The organism is Nitrobacter sp. 62-13 (genome assembly GCF_001896955.1).
Classification (GTDB): Bacteria; Pseudomonadota; Alphaproteobacteria; order Rhizobiales; family Xanthobacteraceae; genus Nitrobacter.
In genome coordinates this window covers 15937-42651 of sequence record NZ_MKRN01000205.1, presented here as the reverse complement: position 1 = coordinate 42651, position 26715 = coordinate 15937, and the positions used below count along the sequence as shown (strand labels likewise).

At 61.8% G+C, this 26715-nt stretch carries 27 protein-coding genes; 18 read left to right on the top strand and 9 right to left on the bottom strand.

Annotated features, from left to right (window positions below; all coding sequences use genetic code 11):
* Window positions 1-449: 449 nt before the first annotated feature.
* From BGN91_RS16595 to BGN91_RS16580, 4 genes are all read right to left on the bottom strand, one after another.
* Entirely contained in the window at window positions 450-566 is a 117-nt protein-coding gene (locus tag BGN91_RS16595) for a DUF2474 domain-containing protein (protein ID WP_292615060.1), read from the bottom strand.
* Window positions 566-1570 (bottom strand): cytochrome d ubiquinol oxidase subunit II, encoded by a 1005-nt coding sequence (cydB, locus tag BGN91_RS16590; protein ID WP_292615058.1) that lies wholly within the window; start codon window positions 1568-1570, stop codon window positions 566-568. Before cydB ends, BGN91_RS16595 begins: the two co-directional genes overlap by 1 nt.
* Window positions 1563-2987 carry a cytochrome ubiquinol oxidase subunit I gene (locus BGN91_RS16585; RefSeq protein ID WP_292615065.1) on the bottom strand — a complete coding sequence of 475 codons (1425 nt, stop codon included), beginning with the start codon at window positions 2985-2987 and terminating at the stop codon, window positions 1563-1565. Before BGN91_RS16585 ends, cydB begins: the two co-directional genes overlap by 8 nt.
* A gap of 662 nt (window positions 2988-3649) precedes the next feature.
* On the bottom strand, window positions 3650-5626 hold the full coding sequence (locus BGN91_RS16580; RefSeq protein WP_292615057.1) for a 4Fe-4S binding protein: 1977 nt from the start codon (window positions 5624-5626) through the stop codon (window positions 3650-3652).
* Between the two features lie 154 nt (window positions 5627-5780).
* Between BGN91_RS16580 and BGN91_RS16575 the strand changes: the two genes are divergently transcribed.
* The 14 genes from BGN91_RS16575 to BGN91_RS16510 all read left to right on the top strand — a co-directional run bounded on the left by BGN91_RS16575 (window position 5781) and on the right by BGN91_RS16510 (window position 18013).
* Window positions 5781-6521: a biotin/lipoate--protein ligase family protein gene (locus BGN91_RS16575; RefSeq protein ID WP_292615063.1), complete on the top strand. Its 741-nt coding sequence runs from the start codon at window positions 5781-5783 to the stop codon at window positions 6519-6521.
* Window positions 6518-7060 (top strand): DUF6505 family protein, encoded by a 543-nt coding sequence (locus tag BGN91_RS16570; RefSeq protein WP_292615056.1) that lies wholly within the window; start codon window positions 6518-6520, stop codon window positions 7058-7060. Before BGN91_RS16575 ends, BGN91_RS16570 begins: the two co-directional genes overlap by 4 nt.
* Window positions 7057-8064, top strand: coding sequence for a DUF6352 family protein (locus BGN91_RS16565; protein ID WP_292615055.1), 1008 nt, complete (start codon window positions 7057-7059; stop codon window positions 8062-8064). Before BGN91_RS16570 ends, BGN91_RS16565 begins: the two co-directional genes overlap by 4 nt.
* Window positions 8061-8579: a DUF3305 domain-containing protein gene (locus tag BGN91_RS16560; RefSeq protein WP_292615054.1), complete on the top strand. Its 519-nt coding sequence runs from the start codon at window positions 8061-8063 to the stop codon at window positions 8577-8579. Before BGN91_RS16565 ends, BGN91_RS16560 begins: the two co-directional genes overlap by 4 nt.
* Entirely contained in the window at window positions 8576-9268 is a 693-nt protein-coding gene (locus BGN91_RS16555) for a DUF3306 domain-containing protein (RefSeq protein WP_292615053.1), read from the top strand. Before BGN91_RS16560 ends, BGN91_RS16555 begins: the two co-directional genes overlap by 4 nt.
* A gap of 122 nt (window positions 9269-9390) precedes the next feature.
* The gene (locus tag BGN91_RS16550; RefSeq protein ID WP_292615052.1) at window positions 9391-10167 is read left to right on the top strand and encodes a Cro/CI family transcriptional regulator; all 777 of its coding nucleotides are present in this window, start codon (window positions 9391-9393) and stop codon (window positions 10165-10167) included.
* A gap of 34 nt (window positions 10168-10201) precedes the next feature.
* Window positions 10202-10420 carry a twin-arginine translocation signal domain-containing protein gene (locus BGN91_RS16545; RefSeq protein ID WP_292615049.1) on the top strand — a complete coding sequence of 73 codons (219 nt, stop codon included), beginning with the start codon at window positions 10202-10204 and terminating at the stop codon, window positions 10418-10420.
* An 11-nt stretch (window positions 10421-10431) separates the two neighbouring features.
* A complete protein-coding gene (locus BGN91_RS16540) occupies window positions 10432-13386 on the top strand; it encodes a formate dehydrogenase subunit alpha (protein ID WP_292615047.1) in 2955 nt (984 codons plus the stop codon).
* Between the two features lie 12 nt (window positions 13387-13398).
* Window positions 13399-13995 carry a formate dehydrogenase FDH3 subunit beta gene (gene fdh3B, locus BGN91_RS16535; protein ID WP_292615046.1) on the top strand — a complete coding sequence of 199 codons (597 nt, stop codon included), beginning with the start codon at window positions 13399-13401 and terminating at the stop codon, window positions 13993-13995.
* 57 nt (window positions 13996-14052) lie between these two features.
* Complete coding sequence (locus BGN91_RS16530) at window positions 14053-15066, top strand: formate dehydrogenase subunit gamma (RefSeq protein WP_292615043.1); 1014 nt, start codon at window positions 14053-14055, stop codon at window positions 15064-15066.
* Between the two features lie 399 nt (window positions 15067-15465).
* Entirely contained in the window at window positions 15466-16158 is a 693-nt protein-coding gene (locus BGN91_RS16525; protein WP_292615040.1) for an ABC transporter permease, read from the top strand.
* Window positions 16155-16886, top strand: a complete 732-nt coding sequence (locus BGN91_RS16520) for an ATP-binding cassette domain-containing protein (RefSeq protein ID WP_292615037.1) — start codon at window positions 16155-16157, stop codon at window positions 16884-16886. The genes BGN91_RS16525 and BGN91_RS16520 overlap by 4 nt, the downstream gene beginning before the upstream one ends.
* Window positions 16887-16906: 20 nt before the next feature.
* Window positions 16907-17731 carry a substrate-binding domain-containing protein gene (locus BGN91_RS16515; RefSeq protein ID WP_292615035.1) on the top strand — a complete coding sequence of 275 codons (825 nt, stop codon included), beginning with the start codon at window positions 16907-16909 and terminating at the stop codon, window positions 17729-17731.
* 159 nt (window positions 17732-17890) lie between these two features.
* Window positions 17891-18013, top strand: coding sequence for a hypothetical protein (locus BGN91_RS16510; RefSeq protein WP_292615032.1), 123 nt, complete (start codon window positions 17891-17893; stop codon window positions 18011-18013).
* Between the two features lie 249 nt (window positions 18014-18262).
* On the opposite strand, the gene BGN91_RS16505 is transcribed toward BGN91_RS16510, so the two are convergent.
* The 3 genes from BGN91_RS16505 to mobB are packed head-to-tail and all read right to left on the bottom strand — an operon-like array spanning window position 18263 to window position 20338.
* Window positions 18263-18499, bottom strand: coding sequence for a sulfurtransferase TusA family protein (locus tag BGN91_RS16505; protein WP_292615031.1), 237 nt, complete (start codon window positions 18497-18499; stop codon window positions 18263-18265).
* Window positions 18500-18544: 45 nt separating this feature from the next.
* A complete protein-coding gene (gene glp / locus BGN91_RS16500; RefSeq protein WP_292615029.1) occupies window positions 18545-19801 on the bottom strand; it encodes a gephyrin-like molybdotransferase Glp in 1257 nt (418 codons plus the stop codon).
* A 9-nt stretch (window positions 19802-19810) separates the two neighbouring features.
* Window positions 19811-20338, bottom strand: coding sequence for a molybdopterin-guanine dinucleotide biosynthesis protein B (gene mobB, locus BGN91_RS16495; protein WP_292615028.1), 528 nt, complete (start codon window positions 20336-20338; stop codon window positions 19811-19813).
* Window positions 20339-20508: 170 nt separating this feature from the next.
* Here mobB and fdhD point away from each other — a divergent pair, with 170 nt between their 5' ends.
* The gene (fdhD, locus tag BGN91_RS16490; protein ID WP_292615025.1) at window positions 20509-21399 is read left to right on the top strand and encodes a formate dehydrogenase accessory sulfurtransferase FdhD; all 891 of its coding nucleotides are present in this window, start codon (window positions 20509-20511) and stop codon (window positions 21397-21399) included.
* A complete protein-coding gene (mobA, locus tag BGN91_RS16485) occupies window positions 21389-22018 on the top strand; it encodes a molybdenum cofactor guanylyltransferase MobA (RefSeq protein ID WP_292615022.1) in 630 nt (209 codons plus the stop codon). Before fdhD ends, mobA begins: the two co-directional genes overlap by 11 nt.
* A 3-nt stretch (window positions 22019-22021) precedes the next feature.
* Here the strand turns inward: mobA and BGN91_RS16480 are convergent, their stop codons facing one another.
* Together BGN91_RS16480 and BGN91_RS16475 are read right to left on the bottom strand one after the other, a co-directional pair.
* On the bottom strand, window positions 22022-23971 hold the full coding sequence (locus BGN91_RS16480) for a molybdopterin biosynthesis protein (protein ID WP_292615020.1): 1950 nt from the start codon (window positions 23969-23971) through the stop codon (window positions 22022-22024).
* 13 nt (window positions 23972-23984) lie between these two features.
* Complete coding sequence (locus tag BGN91_RS16475; protein ID WP_292615062.1) at window positions 23985-25091, bottom strand: molybdopterin-binding protein; 1107 nt, start codon at window positions 25089-25091, stop codon at window positions 23985-23987.
* A 175-nt stretch (window positions 25092-25266) separates the two neighbouring features.
* Between BGN91_RS16475 and BGN91_RS16470 the strand changes: the two genes are divergently transcribed.
* Together BGN91_RS16470 and BGN91_RS16465 are read left to right on the top strand one after the other, a co-directional pair.
* Window positions 25267-25530, top strand: coding sequence for a hypothetical protein (locus BGN91_RS16470; RefSeq protein WP_292615018.1), 264 nt, complete (start codon window positions 25267-25269; stop codon window positions 25528-25530).
* A 359-nt stretch (window positions 25531-25889) separates the two neighbouring features.
* Window positions 25890-26715 (top strand): peptidase M15 (locus BGN91_RS16465; RefSeq protein WP_292615014.1); only part of this gene is annotated, 826 nt, incomplete at its 3' end.

The following is a 26715-nucleotide window of genomic DNA, read 5'->3' as shown; positions in this document are numbered from 1 at the left end:
AGCGGAAGTGGCGTGGCGGCGGGCACAACAGTCTGACGCGTATTCGCATCAACCCGCTGTTCCTGGCCGGTGGTTATGCGCAGTTCACATACGGCTGGAACTACTGGGGTCCGACCGGCATCTTTACGCGCGACACGCACGTTGTCCTGCGTAAGATGGAGAAGCTGGAATGGTAGGCGATCTCGCGACTTGTTCTATCAATCGTAAAGATCGGGGATTCGCTCCCGCAACCCTCGATATCGGCGTTTCCTCGCTTTGAGGAGCGTTGGATCCATTCCTTAGGGATCGGGTGTTGCGTCTGCGCGACTAAATAACAACTGGTCTTGTAGGATGTTTGAGGGCCGCTCCTTGGAGCGGCCCTCTGTTTGTCCGGATCACCGGCGAGTGGCCATGGCGTTGAACGATCCGCTATGTTTTATCTTCGCAATTCAAAATGAACCGATCGCAAGTCAACCTTTCAAGAACAGCCGGATCACCGCGGTGACGACGCCGAGCGCGAAGACGCTCGCGATCCAGATCGCGCCCATCCAGGCGAGTCGCTTCCAAAGCGGTAAGGCTGTTTTCATCAATGATAGCCCGTTCCGCCGGCTTTGCCTCGGAACACCCAGTATGCCCAGCTCGTGTAGGCAAGTATGAGTGGGATGATGATGAGTGTTCCAACCAGCAGGAAAATCTGGCCCTGGGGTGGTGCGGCCGCATCCCAGATCGTCACAGTGCGCGGCACGGCGTATGGATAGATACTGATGCCAAGCCCGACGAAGCTTAGAAGGAACAGAGCGAGCGCCATCAGGAAGGGCAGTCTTTCAGAGCTGGCGCGCAGGCTCCAGAAGAACGTCGCCGCGCAGATCACAACGAGCACTGGGACCTGCGCGGTGAGCAGCACGCCGGGCATGGCGAACCATCGTCGCCAGTAGTCGTAGCTCAGAAATGGCGTGGCCGCGCTGACCGCGGCAAGCGCGACGAGTGTTCCGATGCCGAGCCAGAACGCGGCCCGTCTGGCATGGCTCTGGTTCGAGCCCTCTGTTTTCCAGATGAGCCAGGTCGCGCCGAGCAATGCGTAGCCGATCACCACGGCCACGCCTGTCAGCATGCTGAATGGGCTTAGCCAATCAAGCCAGCCTCCCGCATACGCGTTATTCTCGACGCGGATTCCTTGCAGGATCGCGCCGAGCGTGACGCCTTGTGCAAAAGCCGCAACCAGGGAGCCGAGCGAAAAGGCAAAATCCCAGAGCGGTCGATGGCGTGGATGACGCCAGCGAAATTCGAAGGCGACGCCACGGAAGATAAGCCCCAGCAGCATCGCGATGATGAGCGGGTACGTTGCTGGCAAAATGATTGCGTATGCCAGCGGAAAGACCGCAAGGAGCCCACCTCCGCCCATGACGAGCCAGGTTTCGTTACCGTCCCAGACCGGTGCGATCGAGTTCATTGCACGGTCACGTTCATCCCCGACCGCAAGGGTCGCGAACAAAATGCCGATGCCGAGGTCGAAACCATCCAACACGACATAAGCCATCACGGCGAATCCGATGATGCCGGCCCATATGAGAGTGAGATCGAGGCTACCCATGACGTTCACTCCGACGCCATGAGGTTGAGGTAACGCCCGCTGCCGGCGTGACGCCTGTGGCGCGCGGCGGCACACGAACGGGTTCTTTCTCCTCCGGTTCGGGTGGCTTCGACATCAACCGCAGCAGGTAGTAGGTGCCTGCGCCGAAGACTGCGAAATAGACCAGGATAAAGGCGACAAGCGAAGCCGCCACCGCGGGTGCCGCGAGCGGTGAATGCGAGTCGGCGGTGCGCATCAGGCCGTAGATCGTGAATGGCTGGCGGCCGACTTCCGTCGTGACCCAGCCTGCGATCACCGCAACGAAGCCAGCCGGTCCCATCAGTACCGCGGCGCGGTGCAGCCAGTCCCAGTCGAAAAGTTTTCCCCGGAGGCGAGCGAGCAGGCTCCAGAGGCCAAGGCCGAACATCGCAAGCGCAAGTCCGACCATGATCCGGAATGACCAGAAAACGATTGCCACCGGAGGCCATTGATCTTGCGGAAAGTCCTTGAGCCCTTGAAGCGGCGCGTAAGGGTCGTGCTTGAGGATCAACGAACCGATATGCGGCACCGACCATGCGTAGCGCACGCGCGCCGCCTCATTGCTCGGCAGGCCGAACAGGACAAGCGGCGCTCCATTGGGGCTCGGCTCAAAATCGCCTTCCATTGCGAGCACTTTCGCCGGCTGGTGCTCCAAAGTATTCAGCCCATGCGCGTCCCCCGCCAGAATTTGAATTGGGGTGACGATGGCCGCCATCCACATCGCCATTGAAAACATCTTGCGCGCGCCTGGATTTGTCCGGTCTCGCAGCAAGTGCCAGGCGCCGACGCCGCCCACGGCGAGAGCGGTCGTGAGATACGCTGCGATCACGGTATGGACGAGGCGATAAGGGAAACTCGCCGTAAAGATGATCGGCAACCACGATCCGGCCGGTACGAATTGTCCGTCGGCATTGATCGCGTATCCTGCCGGCGTCTGCATCCAACTATTGACCGCGATGATCCATGTCGCCGAGATGAGTGTTCCGAGCGCCACCATACAGGTCGCGAAGAAATGCAGACCCTTTCCGACCTTCGTCATGCCGAATAACATCACGCCCAGAAAACCGGCTTCGAGGAAGAATGCCGTCAGAACCTCATAGGCCATCAACGGGCCGATGATCGGCCCGGCCCTGGTCGAAAACACCGACCAGTTGGTTCCGAACTGGTAAGACATGACGATGCCCGAAACGACACCCATGCCAAACACCATGGCGAAGATCTTCAGCCAGTAACGAAAGAGGTTGGCGTAGACATCCCGATCGGTCGCGAGCCATAGCCCCTCGAGAACCATCAAATAGCTTGCGAGCCCAATGGAGAAAGCCGGGAAAATGAAATGGATCGACAGCGTGAAGGCGAACTGCGCGCGCGCGAGGATCACCGGGTCGAGAATTTCAAGCAACATTTGCTTCTCCCTTCACAAAGACGCGGCTCTCCTCATCGAATAACGATCTTCAAAAGCGTAACCTAATAAGCTGGCTTCGATCCGACAGGGAACTACACAGACCCGAATGGATCGACCGCCGTCATCCTTTGATTTTGTCTGTGATAGTCGAGAAGCAGCAACGGTTTGAGTTCGGGGCGATGCCCGCCGTCGAGCCGCGTGGGTAATCCAGGATGGTCGATCGATCGACGTGCCGCTTGCGGGCCGGTCGTTGTAAACGTCGCCGCGACAGCGATCATTGCCGGTATAGACTGGTGTTGAACTCGTCATACGAACGCACCATTGCCATCACAGCATCATCGGGTTCGAGACCCGGGCGTTCACTTCAAGGCGAAGAAAGGCAGACAGTTCGCCTTGCCGCGGGGCTGCAAGCTATTCACCCAGCGCTAGCGAAGCATGATATCTCGTCCTCTCGTCGCTATCCATGGATCATTGACATCGATGGATAATTGTCCGGCGTCTTCAGGGTTCTGCCATTCCGTTGTCATCGACGTCAGTTGTCATCGACATCATTTGTCATCGACATCATTGGCGCTGCCAACGGTCATGCTCGACCGTCAACCGCTGTCGCGCTGCAAGGTGGCTCTTGCGATTCTGATGGTCCTTTCACCGCCGGATAATCAGCTTTTTCCTTTCTGTTCGCGCTCGCGCAGATAGTCGTCGGTGGTGCGCGGCGCCGGGCGCTCGGAAACGTCGGCAAAGGGACTGAAACCGTCCTCGCTCATGGTGATCACACGACAGTCGGCGCACATCCGGATGGCATCGACGCGTTTGTCCGCGTTGGGATACATCCAGTGCCGGCCCTCAAGCTTTGCTGCGACCCGGTCGATGGTGCTTTTGACACCGAATGGCTTGTGGCAGCGGATACAGAGCGCCGGCTCTTCTTCCTTGAGCGTGCGTGCGCTCGCCGTGGTTGCCCGGAAGTCGATTTGCGGCACCAGACTGATAACCTTTTCCGGGCACGTCGCCTGGCACAGGCCACATTGCACGCAGGCATCCTCGGCGAACCGAAGGACCGGCCGTTCCGGATCGTCGTACAATGCGCCGGTTGGGCAGGCGGAAACACAGGACAGGCAGAGCGTGCATCCCTCGACGTCGACTGCGAGGGTGCCGAATGGCGCGCCATCGGGCAGCGCGATCACATCGACCGGCGCCGGCGCCACTCGATGCAATTCATGCAATGCGAAACGCAGCACGTCGCGCGTTCTGCCGACTGTCCGGAAGCTTGCCGGATGTGGGACAGGCGCGTCCGGCGTCATGCCGTACAATGCCGCGCCCAACTCGTCCGGGTCGTCGGTTTCGATCGTGGAAACACGCGCACCCTGAAGCCCGAGCCCAGCGAGGATCGTCTCGGCCAGCGCCATCGTTTTGCCAAGCCCGACGGGCGCGTGGCGTGGTTTTGCCCGCAACAACAGCCGCAAGTCAGCGGCACCATAGGCGAAGGCCGCCACGATCGCTTCGAGCCCGACCTGCGTCACCTCATTGACGCCGAGCGGCAGCACGTTGGCGGGAAGCCCCATGCCGTGACGCGCGAGCGCGTCGATCAGGGGGACGCCATGTTCGCCATCGTGCAGCAACACGATGGCATCGGCGCCGCCGGCTCTATGGTAGGCCATCAACATCGCGCGCAATTTGTGGAGCAGGACGTCCGCCGGAGGCAACGTGTAGGATGCTGCCCCGGTCGGACATGCCGCGGCGCATTGGCCGCATCCGGCGCACACTTCCGCGTTGATGACGACATGGTCGCCGTTGGGTGTGATGGCGCTGGTCGGACAGAGATCGAGGCATCGTCGGCATCCGACGATATTCGAACGCGAATGGGCGCATAGCGCTGCGTTGAAGTTGATGTATCGTGGTTTGTCGAAGCTGCCGACAAGATCACGGGCCTTGAGCACGGCGCGCACGACCGCTGTCGGATCTCCGGGATCGGCGCGCACGTAGCCGTCGCGTAGATCGTGCGCCGGAAACAATGGAGCGCCGCCGGTGAGATCAAGTATGAGATCGCAGCGCGAGATCGCCCCATTGCGCGGCGGTTCAAATATCAGCTTGTCGCGGGAAGACGGCCGGGACAGCGCGTAATCGTCGACCGTGAGTTCGAAGGCGCCAAGATGGCCTGTCGCTGCACGGATGGTTCCCTTGGCGATCGGAAACGTGGTGACGCCGGGCGGCTCCAGCGCTTCCGGTTGGCTGACCAGGACAGTAACGTCGAGTTGATCAGCCAACAGGTTGCCGGCCTCAATCGCGCGTTCGTCCCGGCCGCAAATCAGAATGACGCCCTCGCTCGACAGGGTGACTAGCGGAAAGTCCGGCGCTGGCTCGGTTGCAGCCGCGAGCAGCGCGGCCATTTTTGCACCCGCCTTCGTTCCTTGCGCGGACCAGCCTGCGGTTTCGCGCACGTTGACGAAACTGATTGAAGCCTCGCGCTCGCCGGCCAATTCCGAGAATAGCGGCGCCTCCTGGGTGCAGCCAACGGTCAGCGCGGCACCGTCCTGCAGCGCATCGCGGAATCGCCCCACCTCCGTCCGGCACATATGACGACAGGTGGAAACATCGGCGTCGGGGTTCGCCCTTCGGACCGCAGCCGTGTCAAGGCTCATCGTGTCCTCGCACGAGCATATCAGGATTTTCCGGGGTCGATCCGCCATTGCCGTTGTCTGCGCCTATCGTCCTGTCACGGGACTCGTATCGGAAGTCGGAAGACTATAGCTATAGGAGGACGAATGAAATTCGCCGGAGGTCGTATTGCCGCCGATGCGCATCCGCGTACCCTTCGAGCAGGTTCTCGATCTGCCGCCACCGTTTGCGCTGGTGACGCTGCGCGAGCACTCGGATGCATTCGCCCATGCCGTCGATATTGCGTCGCAATGCGGCGCCGGCACGCTGGTTTCGGTCGGGCGCTTCGACCTTGCGGAATTCGCGGTGGTTCTGGAACCGGATGAACCGTTGCGCACGGCGCGCCGCGCCCTTTACGCCGGTATGATCGCGCTGGTCGACGCCCTGCTGGCCCACGCGCCGCCGGGGAAATCGGTGACGGTCGACTGGCCGGACGCCATTCGCATCGACGGTGGTCTGATTGGCGGCGGGCGTATTGGATGGCCAGGAATCACGCGGGAGGATGAACGGCCGCAATGGCTGGTATTCGGCGTCATGATCCGCACGGTGTTGATGTCGGGAGAAGAACCCGGCGCGCATCCGCTCGCGTCGGCGCTCGAGCAGGAAGGTTTCGGCGATGTCGGCGCGGCAAAGCTAACCGAGGCTTTTGCCCGTCACCTGATGACGGCAATCGACGTCTGGCAGGCGGACGGATTTGACAGCCTCGCGCGGCAATTCGTGCAACGGTTGCCACGCTGGCCCGGCGTTGTGCACGAGATCGCGGAGAATGGCGATTTGCTTGTGCGGCGGACAGACGACAACGTCGTGCGCTGCGAGTTGCTGCCGGCGTTGAAAGCGCCATCGTGGCTTGATCCGGACACCGGAGGGCCGCGCCTGTGAAGCTCCTTCGCACTGTCGCGCTTGATCCATCGGATACGTTCGTGTTCGACCCGGCTGCCGAGCCGGGCGAATGGGCGGTGCCGGGCACCTTCCGGTTCTGGAGCGACGACCCGACGGCGCTGCACGGCAAGGCGCGCTCGGCGTTTCGTAGCGGATTCCTCGGCCTGCAATCGTGGGGTTGGTCAACACTCGTGCAGATCGTCGACGTCAAGGACGGCGATCGGGATGCGGTCGTGGAATTGCTTGCGCAACGTCTGGTCGAGCGGCTCGGCGCACCCGATCTCGCCACCGCGCGCCGGGCGGCCGAGGAGGAAGTCGATTTTGCCGAATCGCTCTGCGATGACCGCGCGGGCATCTTCATCGCGCTTCGCCGTACGGTGGAGGGGGGCGAGATCCGGGAAACATTCCGTACGTTGCGGTCACGCTGCGGATCGCAATCCCATCACGCGTTCTCGATCCTGGAAGTCGATGACGTCCAACAATCGGCGGACGAAATCGATCTGGCCGGCATCTCCGTGGAGCGTGAGAACAACAAATGAGAGATTTCTGGATATCCTGTGGCCATCATTTGCTCGATCGCGGACCGGGCGGTGGGCTGGTCGCGACCGACGAGTTTCTGAAGGCCTATTTTATCCGGCCCGAATTGATGCCGCCGCCGGATGCTTGCGCGCTCGAGCGAAAATTGCACGCGGCGTTACTGGCTCAACCACGACGGCCTGTTGAGGCGGCCGACGTTTCAGCAATTGCTGACCCCGATGCACGGGAAAACTGGCAGTTTGTATTGGCGTTTCGCGAGCTGTTGTTACGCCACCAGACGCTTGAGGCCGCCTATCTCGCCTTGATGCGCGGCGGAGCGGTGACCCTGCCGCCGCTGTTCGTCAATCAGCTCACGCACGTCATCCTGCGCAATGCGCTCGATGGCTGCGACGATCCGTTTGTCTTACGTGCGGGCGAACTGTTTTTCCGGCCGCAGCGCATCATGCTGAATCAACAATCCGTGACGGCGGCGGACGAGGAGTGGATCGCGAGCACCAACCCGCAGCCGGCGACGCCGTTATTATCATTGCTGGAAATATCTGCCGACGGACAGATCGAGGTCATGGACGATGCGAATGCCGTCAGCTACTGGCGTCGCAGCGACATGTTTGACCTGGGATTGGAGTTCTCGGTGGGACGGCGCGGTCCGGCAGCCCTTGCGGAAGCAATGACCCGGTGGATCAAGCATCTGCTCTCGGTCGACGTGACGATCGAGCCGCTCGCGGAACTACGCGATGCAAGGTTCACCTGGTACGTGGGGCTTGATTCCGAGGCGACCAGGATCGGCGACCGGCTTTGGAATGATGAATGCCTCGACGACAACGTGGCTGGCCGCGTCATGGCGCTTTTCCGGCTTGCGTTTTCAGACCATACGGCCATCATCGAGGGACGGATGAATGAGCCGGTTTATCTGATCTTGGCAGCATCGCCCGACCGGATTCTGCGCATGAAACCGCAGAATCTGGTCACCGGGTTGCCCGTCAAGCATCTGGAGGCCGCAAGTTGAGCCCCGCCGCGTTACCGCTCGTGCGCATTCCTGTCGGCGTGGTGATCGAACGCCGCACCGCTGCATCTGCCTGGACCGATTTTATCTGGCGCGCGGTCGGTGTGCTGCCCGACGTGCCGGACATCGAGGCATGGACGACGCTGCGCGCCGACGCGGATGGCACGCTCTATTACGCCGGCAGTGCCGCGATCGATCTTTACCGCTCGGAAACCGGGCGTTATCGCGAAAATCTGGCCTCCGGTGCGGCCAGCATCTGGGTGGTCATGAGTCCGTCCGAAGGTCCGTGGCCTTACGCGATCACGGCGGTCACGGCCGATTCTGCCGAGGGCGAGAGCTTCACCGACGCGTCGGCCAATCTTGTCGAACCCGTGCCGATGCCGGATGTCATCCGAAGCGCCATTGAACGGTTCATCGCCGAACACCACGTCGAGAGGGAAGAGTTCGTCAAGCGCAAGCGGGGTCGCGCAAATCTCGAAGCGCTTGGGCGGCGTACGCACGGAGATCGCGACGAATGACGGACGATGGCTTCCTGAGCCGCTGGTCGCGCCGCAAGCACGCGGCGAACGTACCCGCTCGCCCGGAAGCGCCTGTTTCAGAGGCGATTGAGAGCAAGGACGAGACCGTTCCGTTATCTTCGCAAGGCGTGACGGAATCAGTTGAGGAATTCGATCTCTCGACGTTGCCGCCGCTTGAGTCGATCTCGGCGGCCACCGACGTCGCCGCATTCCTGCGCAAAGGTGTTCCGCCGGCGTTGAGTCGCGAAGCTCTTCGTCGTGCCTGGCTCGCGGACCCGGCAATCCGCGACTTCGTCGGGCTCGCCGAGAACGCCTGGGACTTCAATGATCCCGATGCGATGCCGGGGTTCGGTCCGCTGGACTATACGCCGGAAGAGTTGCGCGATCTGGTCGCCAGGATCGTTGGCGGCGTGCGGCGAGAAATCGACGACATCGCAGGCCCTGCTGCGCCGCATCATGGAACCGACGAGTCTCCGTCGTCGGCCGAGGCTGATCCGCATGAGTTGCCGGAGGAGGCCGCGCCCGCCGCGGTGGCCGGACCAGCCCCCCGTAAGATGGAACATTGCGAGTTAGAGGGCGAGTTAGAGCATGTCGCGGCGCGAGACCTGCGTGAGCGACGGGACGGCGATCAGCAAAAAGCTGAGGCCTCCTTGGTTCGTCGTACGCATGGCGGCGCATTGCCGAAATAGCCGTGCGACGAAAGATATAGCCCGATCCTATAGTTAATCATTGACGATCCTCCGCGCCCGGGCATAGTTTTTAATCGTTCCAAAGAGAAAGAGACGCATGGCGGCTCGCTCGGAGAACGAAGATGCGCGATTCAGGATTAAATCGGGCAATTCAGGTGGCAGGCGGGCAGGCCGAGCTTGCCCGCAGAATAGGCATCACGCAGCCATCGGTCTCGAACTGGAACCGGGTGCCCGCCGAGCGGGTGATCGCCGTTGAAGCCGTAACCGGTATACCGCGTACAGAGCTTCGTCCTGATCTTTATAGCGAGTTAGCCGTGGCTGATGACGTTGACGACGTTGATATCGGCCGCGCCCGGGAATACGCGCTGCTCGCCACGCTGTTGTCGCGCGCCCCGTCGGATACCTTGCTCGCACAGATTGCCCGGCTGCGCGGCGATGCGACGCCGCTCGGGCTGGCGCACGCGCGGCTGGCAGAAGCGGCGTCGACAATCACTCCCGTTGTTGTCGAGCGTGAATACTTCGACCTGTTCATCGGCCTGGGGCGAGGCGAATTGCTGCCTTACGCGTCGTTCTATCTGACCGGCTTTCTCAACGAACGGCCGCTGTCGCGCTTGCGGCAGGATCTCGCCGCGCTCGGCGTTGAACGCGTCGAGAACAATTTCGAGCCGGAGGATCATGCGGCAACGCTTTGCGAGATCATGGCCGGTCTGGCGGGCGGCAGCATTCCGGCCTCCGCAGATGCGCAGCGCCTGATGTTCGAAAGACATATCGCGCCCTGGATGCGACGTTTGTTTATCGACATGGAGAACGCGGCCGGCGCGAATTTCTATCGATCGGTCGGCTCACTCGGCCGTCTGTTTCTGGAAATCGAAGCGGAGGCCTTTACGCTCACCAGTTGAGCGGCGATCGAAGGCTCACCAAGGAGGACTCGCGATGAAAAACGACAACAATGACGGCAAAGCAGCCGTCGGCCGTCGTGGTTTCCTGCGCGGAGTCGGCGTCAGCGCGCTGGGTGTCGGCGCGATGGCTGTATCGCCGCTTGCGTCGCCCGCCCAGGCCGATAGCGAGACGTACGACGAGAAGCGCAAATCCCGCTACCGGGTGACCGACGACGTCAAGGCTTATTACCGCGTCAACCGTTATCCGAGCTGAAGGAGGCTGCCGTGCTGATCAAACGAGCACAGCGACAGAATGCGCAAATCACGCGCGGCGGTTCGGCTCTCGGGATGCTGACCGAGCAGGGAAGCGGCTTCGACAGACGCACGTTCCTGCGCCGCTCCGGTCTGGCCGCCGGCGGTCTTACCGCGCTGAGCGCGCTGCCGCTCGGCACCGTTCGCAAGGCCGAAGCGGCGGTGGTTGCGGGCCCGCTGACATCGGGTGCGACGCTTCGCAAGAGCGTGTGCACGCATTGCGCCGTCGGCTGTACCGTCACCGCGGAGGTGCTGAACGGTGTGTGGATAGGCCAGGAGCCGAGCTGGGATTCGCCGATCAATCGCGGCTCGCACTGCGCCAAGGGCGCGTCGGTGCGCGAACTCGTTCATAACGAGCGTCGCCTCCGCTACCCGATGAAACTTGTCGACGGGCAATGGACGCGCGTCTCATGGGATGTGGCGATCGACGAGATCGGCGACAAGCTGATGCAGATCCGCGAGAAGTCGGGCGGCGATTCGGTCTATTGGCTCGGCTCGGCGAAGATGACGAACGAAGGTTCGTATCTTTTCCGCAAGCTCGGTGCGTTCTGGGGCACCAACAACACCGATCACCAGGCGCGCATCTGCCATTCGACGACCGTGACCGGCGTGGCCAACACCTGGGGCTACGGCGCGATGACCAACAGCTTCAACGATATCCGTAACTCCAAGACGCAGATCATTATGGGCGGCAATCCCGCCGAAGCGCATCCGGTTTCGCTGCAGCATCTTCTTGAAGGCGCTGAGCTGAACAAGGCGAATGTCGTCGTGATCGATCCGCGCATGACGCGGACCGCCGCACATGCGACCGAATACGTGCGGTTGCGGCCGGGAACGGACATTCCGGTTCTGTACGGAATGATGTGGCACATCCTCAAGAACGGCTGGGAAGACAAGGAATTCATCCAGCAGCGGGTTTACGGCTTCGACGATCTCCGCAAGGAAGTGGAGAAGTGGACTCCGGACGAAGTCGAACGCGTCAGCGGCGTTCCAGGCGCGCAGCTTGAGCGCGTCGCCAAGATGTTCGCGACGGAGAAGCCCGCGACATTGATCTGGTGCATGGGGCAGACCCAGCATACGGTCGGCACGGCGAATGTGCGCGCGAGCTGCATCGCGCTGCTGCTGACCGGCAATGTCGGAAAGCCCGGCACCGGCGCCAATATCTTCCGCGGCCATGATAACGTGCAAGGTGCGACCGATGTCGGGCTCGATATCGTGACGCTGCCTTTCTACTATGGCCTGGCCGAAGGCGCCTGGAGGCACTGGTCGCGTGTCTGGGAGGTGGAATACGACGACTTGCTGTCGCGTTTCGATGACAAGAAATTGATGGAAACGCCCGGCATTCCGCTGACGCGGTGGTTCGACGCGGTCATCCTTCCGAAAGCCGATGTGGCGCAGAAGGACAATGTGAAGGCGGTGTTCGTGCAGGGGCACGCCAGCAACAGCATTACGCGAATTGCCGAATCGTTGAAGGGGTTAAAGGCGCTGGAATTGCTCGTCATCGCCGATCCGCATCCGACCACCTGGGCTTCGCTCGCGGTGCAGTCCGGCCGCAAGGATGGTGTTTATCTTCTGCCGGTGGCCACGCAATTCGAATGCAAGGGATCGCGCGTCGCCTCGAACCGCTCGCTGCAATGGGGCGAGCAGATCGTGAAACCGGTCTTCGAATCGAAGGACGACCTCGAGATCATGTATCTGGTCGCCAGGAAGCTCGGCTTTGCCGACAAGCTGTTCAAGAACATCAAGGTCGAGGACAACCTGCCGGTGGCGGAGGACATCCTTCGCGAGATGAATCGCGGAAGCTGGTCGACCGGCTATTGCGGTCAATCGCCGGAACGCCTCAAGGCGCACATGAAAAACCAGCACAAGTTCGATCTGGTCACCATGCGGGCGCCAAAGGACGATCCGGAAGTCGGCGGTGACTATTACGGGTTGCCGTGGCCGTGCTGGGGTTCGCCCGAGGTGAGGCACCCGGGGACGCCGCTGCTCTACAACACCAATCTCGCGGTGATGGATGGCGGCGGCTGCTTCCGCCCGCGTTTCGGACTCGAGCGTGAGGAGAAGCTGCCCGACGGCAGCACCCGCAAGGTCAGCCTGCTCGCGGATGGATCCTATTCGAAGGATTCGGAAATCAAGGACGGTTATCCCGAATTCACGTTGGCGAGCTTGAAGAAGCTCGGCTGGGACAAGGATCTGACCGAGAGCGAGATGGCCACGATCAACAAGGTCAATCCCGACAAACCGGACACGGTGTCGTGGTCGCTCGATCTTTCGGGCGGCATTCAGCGCGTCGCGCTGATGCATGGCTGCGTTCCCTATGGCAACGGCAAGGCACGCATGAATGCCTTCGGCCTGCCCGATCCGATCCCGGTGCATCGCGAGCCCATTTATTCGCCGCGCGTCGATCTGGTGTCGAAATATCCGACGTTGCCGGACGCCAAGCAGTTCCGCTTGCCCAACATCGGATTCTCGGTGCAGAAGGCCGCGGTCGAGAAGGGAGTCGCCAAGCAATTTCCGCTCGTCCTCTCCTCGGGCCGTCTGGTCGAATATGAAGGCGGCGGTGAGGAGTCGCGGAGCAATCCATGGCTCGCCGAATTGCAGCAGGACATGTTCATCGAGATCAACGTTGCGGACGCCGCCGAACGCGGCATCAGGGACGGTGGTTGGGTCTGGGTGACGGGCGCGGAGAACAATTCGAGGGCGAAGGTGAAGGCGCTGGTGACGGAGCGGGTCGGCAAGGGTGTGGCGTGGATGCCGTTCCACTTTGGCGGCTGGCTTGGAGGCGTCGATCTGCGCAACAATTACCCGAAGGGCACCGATCCGATCGTACTGGGCGAGAGCGCGAATACGATCACGACCTACGGGTATGACCCGGCGACGGGCATGCAGGAGCCGAAGGTCACGCTTTGTCAGATCGTCGCGGCATAAGGAGCAACGGCCATGGCCCGGATGAAGTTTCTCTGCGACGCTGATCGCTGTATCGAATGCAATGCTTGCGTAACTGCTTGCAAGAACGAGCACGAGGTGCCGTGGGGAATCAATCGGCGCCGGGTCGTGACCATCAACGATGGCAAGCCAGGCGAGCGCTCGGTTTCAATGGCATGCATGCACTGCACCGACGCGCCATGTGCCGCGGTATGCCCGGTGAACTGCTTCTACACTACGGAAGACGGAGTGGTATTGCACTCCAAAGATCTTTGCATCGGTTGCGGCTATTGTTTCTATGCATGCCCGTTCGGCGCGCCGCAGTATCCGAAGCTCGGCGATTTCGGCTCGCGCGGCAAGATGGACAAGTGCACGTTCTGCGCCGGCGGGCCGGAGGTCGACGGCTCCAAGGCGGAATACGAAAAATACGGAGCCAATCGTCTTGCCGAAGGCAAGCTGCCGCTGTGCGCGGAGATGTGTTCGACCAAATCGCTGCTCGCGGGCGATGGCGAGGTCATTGCCGAGATCTACAAGGAGAGGGTCACAAAACGCGGGTATGGTTCCGGTGCATGGGGTTGGCAGACAGCCTACCGGGAAACCATCGCGTCGTGATCCGCGGATGGGAGCGGCTGTGCGGCGGGCGCGGCTGACAATCGAGGGAGAATCCTCATGGCGTCTTTTGCAAGGTATGTTCGCTTCGTCGCCTGCGCCTGGACCGCACTCTTCATTATGGTTTTGGCCCTTCCGGTATCCGCTCAACAGCCGACCCGAATCGATCCCAATGCGAGTGCGGTGACGGAGCAGAAGCTTTTCCAGGAACACAACCGGATCCAGGGACGCGTCAGCATTCCGGATCAGCGCTCAAGCATGCTGGAGCAGCCGGCCGGCCGGGACTGGCGACACTTCCGTGATGTCACGCTGCGGTGGATCGGCGGGATATCTATATTGGGAATGCTTGCCATCCTCATCATTTTCTATCTGGCGCGGGGCATGGTTCGCATCGAAAGCGGTCGCTCGGGCCGCACCATCGTCCGCTTCTCGGCTTTTGAGCGCTTCGTGCACTGGATGACCGCGACCTGTTTCATCATCCTCGCAATTTCGGGCCTGAACATAACCTTCGGCCGTCCGCTTTTACTGCCCTTGATCAATTCTGCGGCATTCTCGGAATGGTCGCAATGGGCGAAGTACGCGCACAATTATCTGAGCTTCCCCTTCACCCTCGGCGTCATACTGATTTTCCTGATGTGGATCGCCGGCAACATTCCAAACAAGGTCGACGTCGAGTGGCTCAAACGCGGTGGCGGGATGGTTGGCCATGACCACCCGCCGGCCTACCGCTTCAATGCCGGTCAGAAGGTTATCTACTGGATCGTTGTGATTGGGGGCGGCCTCGTGGCGGCGACCGGCTATCAGTTGATGTTTCCTTTCTATTTGACCGGCATCGAGGGCATGCAACTCGCGCATATCGTTCACGCCGTGGTCGCGGTGCTGTTCGTCGCCGTTATGCTGGCCCATATCTATATCGGCACGATTGGGATGGAGGGCGCATTCGAGGCGATGGGCGAGGGCACCGTGGACCTGAACTGGGCCAAGGAGCATCACAGCCTCTGGCTTGATGAACAAAATGCCCGCACCGGCGTCAACGAGACGCGCCGTCAGCCTTCGGTAAGGCCGGCGAAATAGAGGTTCAGGTCATTATCAGGCCGAGCGTTGTCAGGGGTGTCGATCCATGTAGCGTTTCGAGCGCGCTGCTGCCGATCGCAGGAACGCGCTAATTGATATAGCTCAACAAGCCGACCCGAACGTGAGGTTAGACTTTTAGGATCGGCCTCCGGCCGTTCCCAATCGCCGGTAAACCAGACCCGGCGATGCATGGCCCGTTCTGGGCCTTGTTTCCCCCTGACTGGCCCGGCTGCCAAATCGGCGGTCGGGCCTTTGTCCCTTTCAGGACTAGCGCCGGTCATCCCTTCCTGCTGCGTTTTAGAGGGATGGAGGACATCCCGACGTCATGAACCCGTCCGCTAATTGACGATTGTCTTCGGAAATTGACCATTTTCGCAGAGTTGGCGCAAGATAGGCGGCATGGAACCAACCGTCTCGGCGTTTCAACTCTTGCTGGCCGGCGACCCCGCTTTGCTTGCGGTCGTCCGGCTGTCGCTGATTGTGAGCATGAGCGCTGTCGGCGTCGCGACCCTGATCGGCGTCCCTGTCGGTGCGTCCCTCGCGCTCACGCATTTTCCTGGCCGAACCGTCGTCGTTGTCGTTTTCAACGCGTTGATGGGCTTGCCGCCGGTTGTTGCAGGCCTTGCCGTTTTTCTGCTGCTCTCGCGGTCGGGGCCGCTCGGTTCATTGGGCCTGTTGTTTACGCCACCTGCGATGGTCTGTGCGCAGGTGGTCCTGGTGACGCCTATCATCGCGGCACTGACACGTCAGACCATCGAGGATCTTTGGGAAGAATATTGCGACGAACTCACGGCAATGAATGTCGGCATGGTCCGCCGCGTCGGAACGTTGATCTGGGACGGCCGTTTCAGCCTCATCACCATCGTGCTCGCCGGATTCGGGCGAGCGGCAGCAGAGGTCGGGGCCATCATCATTGTCGGCGGCAATATCGAAGGCTTCACCAGGACAATGACGACCGCCATCGCATTGGAGACGTCCAAGGGCGACCTGCCGCTCGCCATCGGCCTTGGCGTGATTCTCATCGCCATCGTCGTACTGGTCAATGCGCTGGCGTGGACCGTAGGACGAGCGGCCCAGCGATATGCGGGATGACCATGAGGGCACCTGGTACCGAGTTGCCGATCTGCCTCAGCGACGTCACTGTCGAGACGCATGGTGTTACGATTCTTGACCGGATCACCCTCGCATTGGGATCGGGGCCGCCGACGGTGCTGATCGGGCCCAACGGCTCCGGCAAGACAACGCTCCTGCGCATTGCGATGGGACTCATATTGCCTTCCGCTGGGACCGTCACCTGGGGAGGACGGGAGAGCGTCGCGCCGGTGCGTCGGGCAATCGTGTTCCAGCATCCCGTCATGCTCAGACGCACGGCTGCTGAGAACCTGCGATATGCACTCAAGGTTTCAGGCCGATTACCGCGCAAAATGTATGACTCGCGGATCGCCGAGTTGCTGTCGCTTGTAGGACTTTCCGAATTTGGCGACCGTCCGGCACGAACGATGTCGGGTGGCGAAAAGCGGCGCCTTGCGCTCGCGCGTGCCCTTGCGGGCGATCCCGCCGTGCTCTTTCTTGACGAGCCAAGTGCCAGTCTTGATCCGGCGGCAGCCAAGGTGGTCGAGGATGTTATTCGCACCGTAGCTGCGCGCAACATCAAGGTCGTCATGTCGACTCACGACCTGGGGTCAGCCAGGCGTCTCGCCGGCGACATTATCTTTATGCATCGCGGCCGCGTGGTCGAGACTGGCGCCGCTTCAACGTTTTTCAATGAGCCGCATAGTGACGAAGCAAAAATCTTCATCAGGGGGGATTTGCTTGTCTGACAAACCGGAGGAAATCAAAAATGCTCGCTCGCAGATTGCTGATTGCCGCTGCTGCGGCGATGTTGTCTTTTCCGGCTCTCGCCCAGGACAAATCGATCGTCGTCGCCTCGACGACGTCAACGCAGGATTCAGGCCTGTTTGGTTACATCTTGCCGCTGTTCAAGAATGCCACCGGAATCAGCGTAAGGGTTGTCGCGCAGGGAACCGGCCAGGCCCTCGACACCGGCCGTCGGGGAGACGCCGACGTCGTTTTTGTTCACGCCAAATCAGCGGAAGAAAAGTTTCTCTCCGAAGGATTTGGCGTGAAACGATTTCCCGTTATGTACAACGACTTCATCCTGATCGGGCCGAAGAGCGATCCCGCCGGTGTCAAAGGCACCAAGGATATTGTCAAGGCGCTGACCGCCATCAAGGATAAAGGCGCGTCGTTCATTTCGCGCGGCGACCGTTCCGGCACGAATATCGCCGAGATCAAACTCTGGACGATAGCTGGTATCGACATCGGAAAGGATAGGGGCCCGTGGTACAAGGAAGTTGGACAGGGAATGGGCGCTGCGCTCAACATCGCGTCGGCTTCAAATTCTTATGTGCTCTCCGATCGCGGCACATGGCTGTCTTTTAAAAATCGCGGCGACCTCGAAATCGTTGTTGAAGGCGACAAGCGCCTGTTCAACCAATACGGCGTCATGCTGGTAAATCCGGCCAAGCACCCAACGGTCAAGGCGAAGCTCGGTCAGCAGTTCATCGATTGGCTGATCTCGCCGGAGGGGCAGGCGGCAATCGCCGACTATAAGGTCAACGGCGAGCAATTGTTCTATCCGAATGCCCACGATCGGGGCGCGTAACGGCGCGCGACAGGGTTCCGCTTGCCGGCTCCTCCTCACCGGTCGCTGGCGTCGTGGACTGCAACGCCGGCGACCGGCGCGGCAAATCGGTACGAGCTTTGCCGGAGGATGGAATGTTGATATATTGCGAATAATGCGTTCGTTCTGGAGGACGATCGAATGAAAGCCTTTTTTCTGGCGTGCATCTGCGCCATCGTACTTGCGCTTGTGGCCGTCGAGGGCCTCAACGTCATTCAGAAGCCGGTTGACGTTGCCTTCTCCACGTCAGGCGTTCGCCTTTAGAGCATGATCCCGAAAAGTGGAAACCGGTTTTCGGAAAAGATCATGCTCAAGCAAAAGGATAAGCGACGAGTCTGATTCAACTCAGTTGAAACAGACTCTAGAGTCTTTCACCGTTTCATCGAAACGATGAAAGACCCCAGCTTCTTGATTTGACGCGTTTTCTTCACGCGAACCGGATTCCACTTCGCTCGAAAACGCTCTAGCGATCGCTGTACCTGGTAGGTTCCACCAACGCCGGGATCGAAATTTTCAGATCGCCCCATCCGTTTTCTCTATCAGGAAAACGATGCGCTGCTCGCTGCGCTCGGTAATTTCGACCCGGTCGCCTGTTTCTCGGATCAGGTTTGGGATGTCGATGACCGACAGCGGGTCGGTGCAGTGCACTTCGAGCTGATCGCCCGCCCGCAATGGCTTCAGCGCCTTCCTTGTTTTCAAGGCGGGCAGCGGGCATTTCAGCCCGGTCAGATCAAGCTTCGTCTTGTTCATGTGCGCAAGATGACGTTCGAGCGGGCCGAGGTCAACGCAGGATCCTCACAACAGGCTGGCATAAGGTAGAAACCCGACGCTCTGTCCGGGTTGAATCTGACTGATGGTTTCTCCAAGTTCGACCAGGCCATCGGTATCGACCAGCGATGACAAAAGCCCCGCGCCCTCGCGCGGAAATTTGATCGCTTCGAGCGCGCCATCATTGGCCTTGCGCAAAGTGGCGCGGACATATTCGCGTCGACCGGGCTTCTTCTTGTAGGTGAAAGCCGCGCGCACCGGCATCGGGATAAGCGGCTCGGGCAGGGCGCCCGACAGCGCCAGCACAGTGGGCCGCACCACATGAACGAAGGTGACGAAACTCGCGACCGGATTACCAGGTAATCCTATCAGTGGCGTACCGCCGATGATTCCCATTGCAACGGGACGGCCCGGCTTGATCGCCATGCGCCACATCACCAGCGTGCCGATACTTTCGACCGCTGCCTTGACGTGGTCTTCTTCGCCCGTCGAGACGCCGCCGGTGGTCAGGATGAGATCGCATTCGCCTGCGACCTTCTTCAGACCGTTGGCGAGCGATATGGGGTCGTCACGCACGATGCCGAGGTCGGTGATCTCGCAGCCGAGCCTGCGCAGCATCGCCATCAGCATGAAGCGGTTGGAGTCAAAGAGTTGCGCCCCGGCACGCGCTTCGCCCGGCGAGGCCAATTCGTTACCGGTCGAGAATACCGCGACGCTGATCCGTCTCACGACTTTGAGATGTGTCAGGCCGAAGGCGGCGGCGAGCGCGACGTGATGCGGCCGCAGGCGCTGGCCGGCTTGCAAACCGATCCCGCCTTGCGGGATGTCCTCACCCGCGGGGCGGACATTGGCGCCCTGTCTCAAGCCGGGAGGCAAGATGACCTTGCCGGATGGATCGATCCGGACGTCTTCCTGCATGAATACCGTATCGGCGCCCGGCGGCAGCGGTGCGCCGGTAAAGATTCGCGCGGCATGATCGGCCTTCAGTGGCTCGCATGACGTAGCGCCAGCCTGGATGCGGCCAACCACCGGCAAGGTCTGCTCCGCTGTGTTCATCATGCGCGCGCTGCTCACCGCGTAACCATCGACCGCGGAATTAGTGAAGGGCGGCAGCGGCAACGGTGCGATGACGTTGCCTGCGAGCACGCGTCCGTCGGTGTCGAGAAGAGAAACCGTCTCGATGTCCGGGATCGCGTTAACCGATGCAGCGATCAGGCTGACCGCTTCGTCGACCGACATCATCGGCCCGCCGAAGGCAAAGCAATCGTCGGACAATTGAGCCATGGCGCCTCTTCAGTCTCGTGCCACACGCACCTTATCGATCCCCTCCATCGGCATCGCGGCGCGCTGCACAAGCGTGGCGATTGCGGAGACATCGTCGAGATGGGCAACCGGCAGCCGGGTTTCAACCGAAATGTCGGCGATGATCCCGACGATGTTATGGTCGTCGGGAAACAGAAAGGGCTTGCCGTTGCCGGTTCGGTGGACCTCGATCTTGGGCAGCGACTCACGCTTGAACCCTTCGACGATGACGAGGTCCACGGGGGACAGCTTTTTCAGCAATTCAAAAAGGTGCGGCTCGGACATCCCGTGCAACTCGTGCATCAGCGCCCAGCGCCGCTCGGATGACACCAGGACCTCGGTTGCGCCGGCCTCGCGGTGGCGCCAGGAATCCTTGCCGGGCACGTCCACATCGAAATTGTGGTGGGCGTGCTTGATGACGGAAATACTCACGCCTTCCTTCAACAAATAGGGGATGAGGCGCGTCAGCAACGTGGTCTTTCCGGCACCGCTCCATCCAGCTAGGCCGATCACTTTCATCCTGGTCCTCGGAACCGGCTCAGCTTGCGCTATCGCGCGCAGCGAAGCGGCCAATCAATCAAGCTCGCTTCCGCGCGACCCACCTGGGTTGCTGCGCTCGCAGCCTAGGCTGCGGCATTCTCCCCATGTTTATATCGGCTCGATGCCGATGTCATGCTAACGTCTTTAGTATGATGAGGGTTGAAAAATCACCGGTCCCCCTGATCGTCCCCAACCCGGACGATGCACGGCTGACCCAGCGCGTCACCGGGATCGACCAGACCGGCGCGAATGTCGAGATCAAGGTGCCGATGGAGCGGCCACTGACGCTCTATCTGAACGCCCAGGAAATCGTCACCATGATGACGATCGGCGACCATCCGGAATACCTCGCGCTGGGCTATCTGCTCAACCAGAACATGCTGAAATACGACGACGTCGTCACCGAGGTCGAATATGACGACGATCTGCAGGTCGTGGTGGTCAGGACCGAGCACCACACCAATTTCGAGCAGAAGCTGAAGAAGCGCACGCAGACCTCCGGATGCGCCCAGGGCACGGCGTTCGGCGACCTGCTCGAAGCTGTCGAAAGCGTCGAACTTCCCAAGGCAGAACTGCGCACGTCCTGGCTGTACCAGATGACGCACGCGATCAATACCATGCCGTCGCTTTACCTTGAGGCCGGTGCGATCCATGGCTGCGTGCTATGCAGGGAAGGTACGCCGCTGTGTTATACCGAGGATGTCGGCCGCCACAACGCCGTCGACAAGATCGCCGGATGGATGTACCGGCACGGCGTCGATCCCGCCGACAAGATCCTTTACACCACGGGACGGCTGACCTCGGAGATGGTGATCAAGACCGTGCGCATGGGCATTCCGATCCTGGCCTCTCGCTCGGGATTCACTGCCTGGGGCGTCGATCTGGCGCGGCAGGTGGGATTGACGCTGGTCGGGCGCACGCGGGGAAAACGCTTCATCGCGCTGTCGGGCGAAGAGCGTATCGTCTACGACCAGAATCTGGCTTATGTCGAGGAAGAGTCGGTGCGGCACCAGCGCAAGGGAGAAGGCGGTGACGATTGAGATTCCGCCGACCCCGGGCGTGCTGCTCGCCGGCGGCCTTGCGCGACGCATGGGCGGCGGCGACAAGCCGATGCGGACGATCGCCGGCCGCACCATTCTGGAGCGCGTCGTCGCACGGCTGAAGCCGCAATGCGACGGGATCATCCTCAACGCCAATGGCGATCCTGGAAGGTTCGCGACGTTCGGCCTTACGGTCGTCGCCGACAACGTGCCCGATTTTCCCGGACCGCTCGCCGGCATCCTTGCTGCGCTGGACTGGGTGGCTGCGAACCGCCCCGGGGTCGAATGGATGTTGAGCGCCGCTGCGGATTGCCCGTTCCTGCCGCGTGACCTGGTCGCGCGCCTGCATCGGGGCCGCGCGGCGGAGAACGCCCAGCTCGCGGTGGCCGTGTCCGGCGGACAAACGCATCCGGTGATCGGGCTCTGGCATGTCGGCTTGCGCGAGGAGCTGCGCCGTGCGCTGGTCGAGGACGACATCCGCAAGATCGACCGCTGGACCGCGCGCTACCGGCTTGCGTCCGTAAGCTGGCCGGCGGAGCCGCTCGATCCGTTCTTCAATGCCAACACGGTCGAGGACATCGCCGAGGCGGAGCGGCTGGCAGCGCTCGACGGGAGTTAACCGTCACGCCGGCCGAAAGCCGGCATGGGCCAGCGCGGCACGGATTTCCTCCGATGTCAGCGCGTCGAGAAAAGCCTGTACTGCGGGACGTTGCTTTCGCGCTGTCACCAGCGCGAAATCGTAATGCTCCTCGGCGAGCGGAATGAAGCCGAGACCGTAGGCCCGCGCCACCGGAGCAATGGTCATGCCCCAATCGGCACGATGCTGAGCCACGGCTGCGGCGACCGCATTGTGCGAACGCGGCTGGTTCCAGTATCCTTCGGGCCGCGCGCCTGCGAGCAGCCGGTCGATCAGGATACGCGTGCCGGCGCCCTGGTTGCGGTTCACCATGATGCAGGCGGGATCGGCCAGCGCGGCGCGCACGGCCTCCTGCGCGCTCAAGCCCTCGAACCGGCGATCCCCCTCGCAGAACACGATGCCCTGCATGCGGCGCCAACCCGGCAGCAATTCGAGTCCGTCGACCAGGAAAGGTGTGTTGTAGGTCTCGGTCTTGTCGTCGAACAGATGGATGGGCGCGAGATCGCACTCGCCGCGCCGCGCCGCCGCCAGCCCGCCGAGGCTGCCGACCGCGATCGAGCGCACGATGAGGCCCGCGCGCGCCAGCGGCGTGGTGACGAGATCGAGTCCGGTGCAATGGCTGCCTATGATCACAAGGTCGGGCGCCCGGACATGCGGAGTAAACAGTGTGATTTCCGCTTCAGTATCGGCCGGCATGTGGTCGGCCAACGCATCAATACGCAGGAAGCCGTCGGCCTGCGCGAATGATGTGATCGCACCCGAGCCTTTGCCAGTTGGATAGGCGATCAATCCGTCGCGGCCCTCCACCAGCGAGACCATGACGAATTCGGTGCGGCCGAGTTCGGAAGTGATCCGTATAGGCACCTTTGCGCCGACTTTGGCATCGGTGCGTGGCGGCAGACCGGCTAGTCGTCGCAGCACCGGCACGATCATGTCGTGAAAGGTGAACATCGCCGAGGTCGGAAATCCGGGCAGGATCACGACGGCCTTGCCGTCGCAGACGGCGAGGCATAGCGGCTTCCCCGGCTTGAGGGCAACGCCATGTGCAATGATTCCGGGCTTGCCGAGCCGGCCGACGATGCGGTGGGACAGATCGCCGGCGCCCTTGGAGGTGCCACCGGACAACACCAGCATGTCGCTTTCGAGAAGCGCACGCCGCATCGCCGCCTCGAGCTGCGCGTCATCGTCCGGGACGGCGCCGAGAAAGATCGCATCGCCGCCGTTCTCATTTATCGCCGCGGCGACGATCGCGCCGTTGGTATCGTAGATCGCGGCGGGGCGGAGCGGCGTTCCCGGCTGCACCAGTTCGTCGCCCGTCGAGATGACGGCAACGCGCGGCCTCCGGACGACACTGACATCCGCGATGCCGCATGCCGCCAGGATGCCGACCTCGCGCGAGCCGACCATCGTCCCGGCCCGCAGCAACGTCTCGCCGCGGGCGATGTCGGAACCGGCATAAGAGACGAACTGTCCGGGTGAGACGGTGCGGCGCACGTCGATGCTGGAGCCGCCCGCCGGTTGGGTATGCTCGACCATGACGACGGCGTCGGCGCCGCGCGGCAGAGGGCCGCCCGTCGCAATCATCGTCGCCGTTCCCGACAGCACCGGCCTGGTGGGCGCGGTGCCGCACGCGATCGCTTCGTCGTTCAGCATGAGCCGCACAGGAGTTCCTTCGCCCGCCGAGGACAGATCGACCGAGCGGACGGCGAACCCGTCGACGTTGGAACGGTCGAAGGGCGGCACGTCGAGCGGCGCCACCACGTCGTCGGCGAGCGCGCCGCCGAGCGCATCGGCAAGCCTGCGGTGTTCTCTCGTGACCGCGCGCGGAAACAGCGCGGCCTCAAACCGTCTGACGGCTTCTTCACGCGAGAGGATCGTCAGAAACTGGTCCTGCTCGCGGCTGTCGCGGTTATCCGGTGACGGAAGGTCAGTCATGTTCCGAGCCATATCAGTCTCGCCATAGATAGGCATCGACCGGCGTGCCTGCCGCGAAGCCTTCGCTGGACCCCGGGATCAGCAGCCACGCATCTGCGCGGGCCATGAGATGAAGCGGCAGATCGCCGGTCGCGAGGGGGAGCCACGCCCCCTCCCGTTCCTCAAGCAGCGCGATCTCGGCGAGGCCGACGCTCGAAGCGATCTTGCGCGCCAAAGGCAGCAGCCGCGATGGCCGCGATCGTCGTCCGGACAGGCGCTCCAGCAGGGGAAGCGCCAGGGCGAACCATGCGGCGAGCGCGTGATCGGGAGCGCCGGGCATCACCAGAACAGGGACTGCACCGACTCGCCCGATGGCCGCGGTGCGCCCGGGCTGAAGCGCAATGCCATGGGCAAGCACCTCGCCGCGGCGGGCGAGTGCGGTGACCGTTGCATCGTTGCGGCCGACCCCGCTGCCGCCAACGGCGATCAGCAGATCGGTGCCGGTCGGGTCGAGCGCGTCCGCGATGGACGCCGCATCGCGTGCCGCAGCTTCGATCGCTGTGATATGGACGCCGTTGGCGCGGGCAAGATCGGCCATCAGACGGGCTGTCGCCGCGCCGCCGGGAAGATTGAGGAGACGGAGTCGCGGGCGGCGTACGTTAAGCGTTTCCAGCCCCGCGGTCCGCGCCGTGAGCAGATCGCGCGGACGGATCGAATGACCGGAAGCAATTGCCGGACCGTCCGCACCGATGTCACTGCCGGCACGCCGAACGCTCTGACCGGGCACGCCTTCGACGATGACCTCGACGAGAGGACCCGACGTAACGACTGCACCGATATCGAGCACACAGTCGCAACGCTGCGGCATGGCGTCGCCGGCATCGACCCAGATTGGCGGCTTCGCCAGCGCCAGAGGCAAATAAGATGAGGCGCCGACCACATCGTTGGCATTCACCGCCCAACCATCAGCGGCAGCAAGATCGCGGACCGGAACTAACGGGAGAGCCGGCATTTCGGCTGCGACGCAGCCGAGCGTTTCGGCAAGGGAAAGCTCCACCGGCGCGACCACCTCACGTTCGTGCAGCAGGGTTGCAATCGCGGCCTCGAGCGACGTGAGCGCTGCTGGCAGGCACTGTGTGATCATGAAGTGCGTCTGTCTCCTTTTGTTTTCGGATGCCGGCCGGTGTGAGGAGAATTCGCCTTTAACGGTAGCCATGATAAATCCGAGCCATCGGGAGCCGCTATTTTTTGCGCCGCCCTGGAGCCGAGCACATCACCGAAGGTTGCGTGCTTCTTGGGTGCCATAAGAAGCATTCATGTGTGACGAGGGTCTCCACGCGCTTGAACCAGAAGTGCAAAGGTTGGGAGAAACGGTCCCAGCTAAGTTCCATCTTACCACGATCCGTGGTTTCCGCGGAGGGAACGATCCGGAGATTGTCGTCGTCTTCGGCACGGAGATCGCCGAACCGATTCCTCACCTTGGAAAAATCGACGATGCCTTGGTCGTGACTATTCCACCGTGCGCGATCAACATCGTGCAGGCGATCTCGCGGTCGGTTGGGGGCGATCTCAAAGCGTAGTCTAGTCTTCGATACGTGATGATGGCTCATCGACGCATTTGCAGCGGCCCGCGAGAAGGGCGCCATCACAGCGATGGTTGCTGTTCGTGGTCGCGATTCCACAGTGGCCGTCCACGGGTGGGTGAGCCGCAGCTCTTCGCGTGCGCGCACACCCGGAGAGGCGGACTCACCGGCTGAAAGTGGCACAAAATCGAGGACAGCAGGCGCTCCCGAGCCTCCGTCCTTCCGTGGCGCATGTGCAACACTTTGGCAAAAAGGTCACAGTCTGCCCGATTGCCATTGCGCGACGAGATCCTTATCAGAACAATCGTCGTATCCGCATCCTCGGCTGTGTAGTTCTGGTACCGATGAGGCTGGCAATGATGAACCTGCGACGACTTTCAGCGCAAACGCCTGCGTTGCTATCCGTCATTTTTGCGACCGGGATCTTCGGTCTGCTCGCTGTCTCCGGGCCCGAAGGCATCCGGCACATCAGCGCGGCGCTACCCGTCGATATCGACGCTCCTTCTTCCTCTATCGGAGCTGACCTCGCCGCTGAGCCGCGGCCGAATTCGATATCCAGTGACGATGCGAGTCCGAGCGAACGGTCGCTTACAGAAGATGTCGCTAACACGCCGAGCGCGCCAACCCCGTCAGCGCCCGTGCAACTCGCAAGCGTCGATCCGTCGGATCTCGAACCTGTCGAAGCCGACAAGGCCGCAAGGTCCGTCGAGATTGGCGACTGCCCGGTCGTGGACGCCTGCGTCGATCGCTATCTGTGGGCGCTTTATCAACGCACGCCCAAGGAGGATACGATCAAGGTGCGTGACTGGAGGAGGGTTGCCGTCAAGCGAAGGGGCAAGAGGGTGATGGTGTCGCGAGCCTTCACCAGATATGTCGATCAGGATTTCGGATGGAAAGATCCCAAGGCGGCGGAACGCGTCGGCCTGCCGATGATGGACTATGTGATTGGCGGCATGGATCGCAGATTCAAGCTGAAATTGTTTCATATGCTGCGCGCGGCCGAGGCGGCGGGTCTCGCGCCCGGCATTACAAGCGGATTCCGTGACGACTACCGCCAGTCGATCGCCAGCGGCCTCAAGGCGGCGAGCAACCGGTCCTATCACGGCGGCAGTTTGCGTGGCGGCTACGGGCATGGGCTCGCGGCCGACGTGGTGAGTGTCGCGGGCGGAACGCGCGACCGGC

Coding starts and splice junctions, on each gene's coding strand:
- BGN91_RS16550 (WP_292615052.1), top strand. CDS start 9,391: ATGCGCGATTCAGGATTAAATCGGGCAATTCAGGTGGCAGGCGGGCAG.
- BGN91_RS16470 (WP_292615018.1), top strand. CDS start 25,267: ATGTGTGACGAGGGTCTCCACGCGCTTGAACCAGAAGTGCAAAGGTTG.
- glp (WP_292615029.1), bottom strand. CDS start 19,801: ATGGCTCAATTGTCCGACGATTGCTTTGCCTTCGGCGGGCCGATGATG.
- BGN91_RS16555 (WP_292615053.1), top strand. CDS start 8,576: ATGACGGACGATGGCTTCCTGAGCCGCTGGTCGCGCCGCAAGCACGCG.
- fdh3B (WP_292615046.1), top strand. CDS start 13,399: ATGGCCCGGATGAAGTTTCTCTGCGACGCTGATCGCTGTATCGAATGC.
- BGN91_RS16515 (WP_292615035.1), top strand. CDS start 16,907: ATGCTCGCTCGCAGATTGCTGATTGCCGCTGCTGCGGCGATGTTGTCT.
- BGN91_RS16480 (WP_292615020.1), bottom strand. CDS start 23,971: ATGACTGACCTTCCGTCACCGGATAACCGCGACAGCCGCGAGCAGGAC.
- mobB (WP_292615028.1), bottom strand. CDS start 20,338: ATGAAAGTGATCGGCCTAGCTGGATGGAGCGGTGCCGGAAAGACCACG.
- BGN91_RS16565 (WP_292615055.1), top strand. CDS start 7,057: ATGAGAGATTTCTGGATATCCTGTGGCCATCATTTGCTCGATCGCGGA.
- cydB (WP_292615058.1), bottom strand. CDS start 1,570: ATGGGTAGCCTCGATCTCACTCTCATATGGGCCGGCATCATCGGATTC.
- BGN91_RS16520 (WP_292615037.1), top strand. CDS start 16,155: ATGACCATGAGGGCACCTGGTACCGAGTTGCCGATCTGCCTCAGCGAC.
- fdhD (WP_292615025.1), top strand. CDS start 20,509: ATGATGAGGGTTGAAAAATCACCGGTCCCCCTGATCGTCCCCAACCCG.
- BGN91_RS16510 (WP_292615032.1), top strand. CDS start 17,891: ATGAAAGCCTTTTTTCTGGCGTGCATCTGCGCCATCGTACTTGCGCTT.
- BGN91_RS16505 (WP_292615031.1), bottom strand. CDS start 18,499: ATGAACAAGACGAAGCTTGATCTGACCGGGCTGAAATGCCCGCTGCCC.
- BGN91_RS16575 (WP_292615063.1), top strand. CDS start 5,781: ATGCGCATCCGCGTACCCTTCGAGCAGGTTCTCGATCTGCCGCCACCG.
- BGN91_RS16530 (WP_292615043.1), top strand. CDS start 14,053: ATGGCGTCTTTTGCAAGGTATGTTCGCTTCGTCGCCTGCGCCTGGACC.
- BGN91_RS16525 (WP_292615040.1), top strand. CDS start 15,466: ATGGAACCAACCGTCTCGGCGTTTCAACTCTTGCTGGCCGGCGACCCC.
- BGN91_RS16595 (WP_292615060.1), bottom strand. CDS start 566: ATGAAAACAGCCTTACCGCTTTGGAAGCGACTCGCCTGGATGGGCGCG.
- BGN91_RS16580 (WP_292615057.1), bottom strand. CDS start 5,626: ATGAGCCTTGACACGGCTGCGGTCCGAAGGGCGAACCCCGACGCCGAT.
- BGN91_RS16545 (WP_292615049.1), top strand. CDS start 10,202: ATGAAAAACGACAACAATGACGGCAAAGCAGCCGTCGGCCGTCGTGGT.